The following is a 5,527-nucleotide window of genomic DNA, read 5'->3' as shown; positions in this document are numbered from 1 at the left end:
GCCGCATATTCGTCCGGTACGCCCAGTCGCGGAGGATGCGGAACCATGGCACCAAGAGCGTCACGGACATTTTGCGGGGCACCGGCAAGCAGCGGCGTATCAAAGATACCCGGCAGGATGGTGTTGAGGCGAATGCCTTCGCGGGACAGGTCGCGCGCGATCGGCAAAGTCATGCCGACAACGCCGCCCTTGGACGCTGAGTAAGCTGCCTGACCGATCTGGCCGTCTTCGGCCGCTACCGAAGCGGTATTGACCATCGCGCCGCGATCGCCGTCTGCGAGTGGCTCTAGGCTCATCATGCCGGCTGCCGATTTGGCGATACAGCGGAAGGTGCCGACCAGATTGACCTGGATGACGAAGTTGAAGGCATCCAGCGGGAAATGCTTGATCGAACCGTCTTCCTTCGAGCGGCTGGCGGTCTTGATCGCATTGCCGATTCCGGCGCAGTTGACCAGGATGCGTTCCTGACCATTAGCGGCGCGTGCTTTTTCAAAGCCGGCATCGACACTTTCGTCTTCGGTCACATTGACCTTGCAGAAAACGCCGCCGAGTTCGGCTGCCAGTGCTTCGCCCTTTTCCTCGTTGAGGTCGAATAAAGCAACTTTGACGCCTTTGGCGGCCAGGCGGCGTGCGGTTGCCGCGCCAAGACCAGATGCACCGCCGGTGATTACCGCTGAGATATTGCTGTTGAGTTCCATGATTCTATCTTTCCTTTTGATCCCTACCGTTAGTGGTGAGCCTGTCGAACCACGCCTGTCGACTAGAGCCGCCCTTCGACAAGCTCAGGACTAACGGATATTCTTATATGCCGGCGCTAACCGAGACGTTCGATAATTGTGACATTCGCCTGTCCACCACCTTCGCACATAGTTTGCAGGCCATATTTCGAGCCTCGGGCTTCCATCGCATTGAGCAAGGTTGCCATCAATTTGGTGCCGGATGCGCCAAGCGGGTGGCCGAGCGCAATCGCCCCGCCATTGACGTTGATTTTGGCGCGATCCGCACCGACATGTTTCAGCCATGCCAGCGGAACCGGCGCAAACGCCTCGTTCACCTCATAAAGATCGATATCGCCGATCTTCATGCCGGCGCGCTGAAAGGCGCGGTCGGTTGCGAATAGCGGTTCTTCCAGCATGATCACCGGATCGCCAGCGGTTACCGTCAGGTTGACGATCCGTGCGCGCGGGGTCAGACCATGATCCTTCAATGCCTGTTCCGAACAGACCAGCACCGCGCTGGAGCCGTCGCAAATCTGGCTGGCGTTGGCGGCGGTAATCGCGCCGCCCTCCTGCAGGACTTTCACGCCACCGATGCTGTCCTTGGTCGCGTCAAACCGGATTCCTTCATCTACTTTATGCAGATCCTTGCCTTCGGCGGTCTCGATTTCCACGCCGACAATCTCGTTGTCAAAAGCACCGGATTCGGTCGCCTTGATTGCCTTCTGGTGACTTTCCAGCGCAAACTGGTCGAGATCATCACGGGTGAAGCCATGCTTCTTGACCATCATCTCGGCGCCCATGAACTGGCTGAACTGGATGCCCGGATAGGCCTTCTCCATGCCTTCCGATTTGTTTGATCCCAGTCCTGCATCCTTGAACAATTTGAATGTCGAACCCATCGGGACGCGAGTCATGCTCTCGATGCCGTGCGCCAGGACGATATCCTGTGTCCCGGACATGATCGCCTGCGCGGCGAACTGGATCGACTGTTGCGAAGAACCGCACTGACGGTCGATCGAAACCGAGGGGATACTGTCCGGCAGATTGGACGCGAGAACCGCATTGCGACCGACATCACCGGCCTGCTCGCCGCCCTGCATCACGCAACCGGTGATCACGTCCTCGATCGCGCCGGGGTCAAAATCATTGCGGTCAGCGATGGCGTTGAGCGTGGCGGCACCCAGATCCACTGCATGAATGCCGGCCAGACGACCGCCGCGACGGCCTCCTGCGGTCCGAACCGCGTCTACGATATAGGCTACTGCCATGGTCTTGTTCCTTCAATTGGTTGAGAGTCGAATATTTAACTGACCGGTTAAACCGCAGAGAGCCTAGCGTCAAATGAAAAAGCCGGTCATCACCATTGTGATAACCGGCTTTTTCAACTTTTACTTTCTGCCCGATCAGGCGGGAACATTGTCTTTCTTGACCGTGATCACCTGCGGATAGGTGAATTCGAGCAGGCCTTCCTTGCCATATTCGGCGCCAAAGCCGGATTGTTTGTGACCGCCAAAGGGAGCAAAAGGCGACAGGTGGAGAAATTCATTGACCCACACGGTGCCGGTTTCCATCTGCTCGGCCACCCGCACGCCTTCGTCGGCATCTGCGGTCCACACAGCACCGGCAAGACCGTATTCGCTGGCATTGGCGCGGCTGATCGCCTCGTCGGTAGTGCTGAATTTCATCAGCGGCATGACCGGACCAAATTGCTCTTCAGCCACAATCCGTGCGTTTTCCGGCGGATTGTCAAGAATCGTGATCGGCACATAATAGCCCGGTATGCTGTCATCCTTGGCTTCACCGCCAACCAGGAATTTATAGCCATTATCCTTGGCATCCTTGATCAGTTCCAACACGCGCTCATATTGCTTCTTGTTCTGGACCGGACCGACCGCAGTGCCCTGATGCGCGCCGTCGCCGACTTTCACATTCTTGGCAAATGCGGCGATTGCAGCGCTCAGTTCGTCATAAATATCCTCGTGGATATAGATCCGTTTCGCAGCAACACAGATCTGACCGGCGTTGGTAAAGCTCGACCAGAACAGCTGCTCGGCAACCTTTTCGACATTGGCGTCGGGCAGAACAATCGAAGCATCATTGCCGCCCAGTTCCAGCGTGATCCGCTTGAGATCCTTGGAAGCGCCTTCCATGATCTTCTTGCCGGTCGCGGTGGAGCCGGTGAAAGTGATCTTGTCGATATCGGGATGGCCGGTAATCAGCGGCCCGAGGCTGTCTTCACCGGTGATGATATTGACGACGCCAGCCGGAGCGACATCCTTGATCAACTCGGCAAGACGCAAGGTGGTCAAAGGTGTGAACGGTGATGGCTTGAGCACGATCGTGCAACCGGACAATAGCGCCGGGGCGATTTTCTGCACCGCCATCATTACCGGGAAATTCCACGGCACGATGCCGCCAACGACACCGACCGGCACGCGGCGGGTGCGGCTCAGCCGCTGCTCCGTATCCTCGTTAATCTCGTCATCGAGCTCCAGCGTTGCCTGCGAACCCGCCATATAGGCCGCACCGGCGATTTCGCCTTGGGCCTGGGCATGGGGTTTGCCCTGCTCTGCGGTGAGCAAGCGGAACAGCTCGTCGTTATTTTCGTTGATCACGCCAGCAATCGCCTGGACCACTTTGCGGCGTTCCTCGATCGGTGTTTTCGACCAGGTCTTGAAAGCGGCGCGCGCAGCGGAAACCGCGCTATTGAGCTCGGCTTCACCGCAGGCGGGGACCTGACCGATGACTTCTTCATTGGCCGGATTGACAACGTCCAGCACTTTCGAGGTGCCGACCATCTCGCCATTGATCAAATTCTTATATTGGGTAACCATTTCGCTCTCCTTTGGGGACTGCCGTTCAAATCTATTTGAGTCGTCTATACTCTATTACAAGGGCTCGCGCGCCATTCATTTTGACAGACTATATCGTATCGGCAGGGTTTTGAGCCCGCCGACAAAGGTCGATTTCGCGCGTTTGGGTTCGCCTGCCAGTTCCAGTGTCTCGATCCGGTCGAGCAGCTCGTTGAACAAAATTTTCATTTCCAGCCGCGCCATATGCAGCCCGAGGCATTGATGCGCGCCCGCGCCAAAAGCCAGATGCCGGTTAGGTGACCGCGACGCGTCAAATTTGCGCGGGTCGGGAAACACGCTCTCGTCGTGATTGGCCGCGATATAGCTGATCATCAGCCAGTCACCCTTGGCAATTTTATGTCCGCCAAGCTCGGTATCTTCGGCTGCCGTGCGCATGAAATGCTGCACCGGCGTCGTCCAGCGGATCGCTTCCTCGACAATCCCGGGGAGCAGATCGCGGTCGGCCTTTAGCCGGGCAAATTGTTCGGGGTCCCGAGCCAAAGCCAGCATCGCGCCGGCCGTGGACGCCGAGGTGGTGTCGTGACCGGCGGCGGCGAGGATGATATAATAGCCCGCCATGTCACGGTCGCTGAGATGGGCGCCATCGACCTTCGCATTGGCAATCACGCTGGCGACATCGTCGGTCGGATTGGCACGCTTTTCTTCGGTCAGCTTGGCAAAATAGGCCTCGAAGTCGGCGACAGCGCCGACCACCAGCTGCATGACCTGCTCCGGCGTCATATTGGCGATGCCGGACTTGTTGAGATCCTCGTCCTGTCCGCCGAACATCTGCTGGGTGAGGAACAGCATGCGCTGCTCGTCTTCCTCCGGGACGCCCAATATCTGCATCACCACGTGGAGCGGATAAGGCGCGGAAACCAGCGGCACGAAATCGGCTTCATATTTGCCGTCTTTTTGAGGGGCGTCGAGCAACCGGTCGACCGTAACCTTGGCCAGCGCCCTGATCTCGTCTTCCATCTTGCCGATATTCTTGGGCATGAACCAGTCTTGCGTCAGCCGGCGATATTGCGGGTGGGTCGGGGCATCAAGAGCGACCAGCGAACGGACCAGATTGGGATCGCCGCCGGTGATTGACTTGACGAAGGCGCCGCTGGTCTTGTCGCTAAAGGTGATGCTGCGCGGACTGTTGAGGAACAGCTCGTTATCCTTGCTGATCCGCATGACATCATCATAGCTGGTGACCAGCCAGAATGGATCGTGGACCTCGTCATTGACCACCCGGACAACCGGCGTTTCGCGGCGAAGAACATCAAAACGGTCGAGCAATCCATCCCAGTCGACATAATTGGCGGGATCGACAATCGCCAGCGCATCCTCTCCGGTCAGTATTGGTTTTGCCTGCGTTGCCATCAGACTGTCGCACTTCCCTGTTTGTTCCAATATTCGTCGCGCAACAGCCGCTTATAGAGTTTGCCGGTGGCGTGGCGCGGAAGTTCCGCACGGAAGTCGATCTGGCGCGGGATTTTGACGCCGGACAGCGACTGGCGAAGATAGGCTTCCAGCTCCTGCGCCAGCTCCGGTCCCGCATCCGCCATGTCCATCGGCTGGATGATCGCGACGACCTTCTCGCCCATATCCTCGTCCGGCGCACCGATGACGGCGGCATCGGCCACCTTGTCATGGCTGACGAGCAGATTTTCAATCTCTTGCGGGTAGATATTCACCCCGCCGGAAATAATCATGAAACTCTTGCGATCGGTCAGATAAAGGAAACCGTCCTCATCCAGTTTCCCGACATCGCCCAGCGAGGTCCAGCCCTTGGCATGGGTCGCCGCCTTGGTTTTCTCCGGATCATTATGATAGGTGAATTTCGAATCGCTTTCGAAATAGATCTGGCCTTCTTCGCCAACCGCCACTTCGTCGCCATTTTCATCGCAGATATGGATCTGGCAATTGACCGGCTGACCAACAGTGCCCTTGTGCGCCATCCAGCCT

The 5,527-nt window shown here is 57.6% G+C and carries 5 protein-coding genes; all 5 read right to left on the bottom strand.

Features of this window, described 5'->3' with window-relative positions:
- A partial coding sequence (locus tag WBM93_RS03650) for an SDR family NAD(P)-dependent oxidoreductase (protein ID WP_424428281.1) occupies window positions 1–698 on the bottom strand: 698 nt, incomplete at its 3' end.
- Between the two features lie 116 nt (window positions 699–814).
- Window positions 815–1,987: an acetyl-CoA C-acetyltransferase gene (locus tag WBM93_RS03645; RefSeq protein WP_424428278.1), complete on the bottom strand. Its 1,173-nt coding sequence runs from the start codon at window positions 1,985–1,987 to the stop codon at window positions 815–817.
- 135 nt (window positions 1,988–2,122) lie between these two features.
- Window positions 2,123–3,553 (bottom strand): aldehyde dehydrogenase family protein, encoded by a 1,431-nt coding sequence (locus tag WBM93_RS03640; protein ID WP_424428276.1) that lies wholly within the window; start codon window positions 3,551–3,553, stop codon window positions 2,123–2,125.
- 75 nt (window positions 3,554–3,628) lie between these two features.
- The gene (locus WBM93_RS03635; RefSeq protein WP_424428273.1) at window positions 3,629–4,942 is read right to left on the bottom strand and encodes a cytochrome P450; all 1,314 of its coding nucleotides are present in this window, start codon (window positions 4,940–4,942) and stop codon (window positions 3,629–3,631) included.
- Window positions 4,942–5,527 (bottom strand): AMP-binding enzyme (locus WBM93_RS03630; protein ID WP_424428270.1); only part of this gene is annotated, 586 nt, incomplete at its 5' end. The genes WBM93_RS03630 and WBM93_RS03635, both read right to left, overlap by 1 nt.

Source organism: Parasphingorhabdus sp. (assembly GCF_049667325.1).
In the GTDB taxonomy this organism is placed as follows: Bacteria; Pseudomonadota; Alphaproteobacteria; order Sphingomonadales; family Sphingomonadaceae; genus Parasphingorhabdus.
The sequence above is the reverse complement of the archived record's forward strand: the minus strand, read 5'-3'. Positions and strand labels throughout refer to the sequence as shown.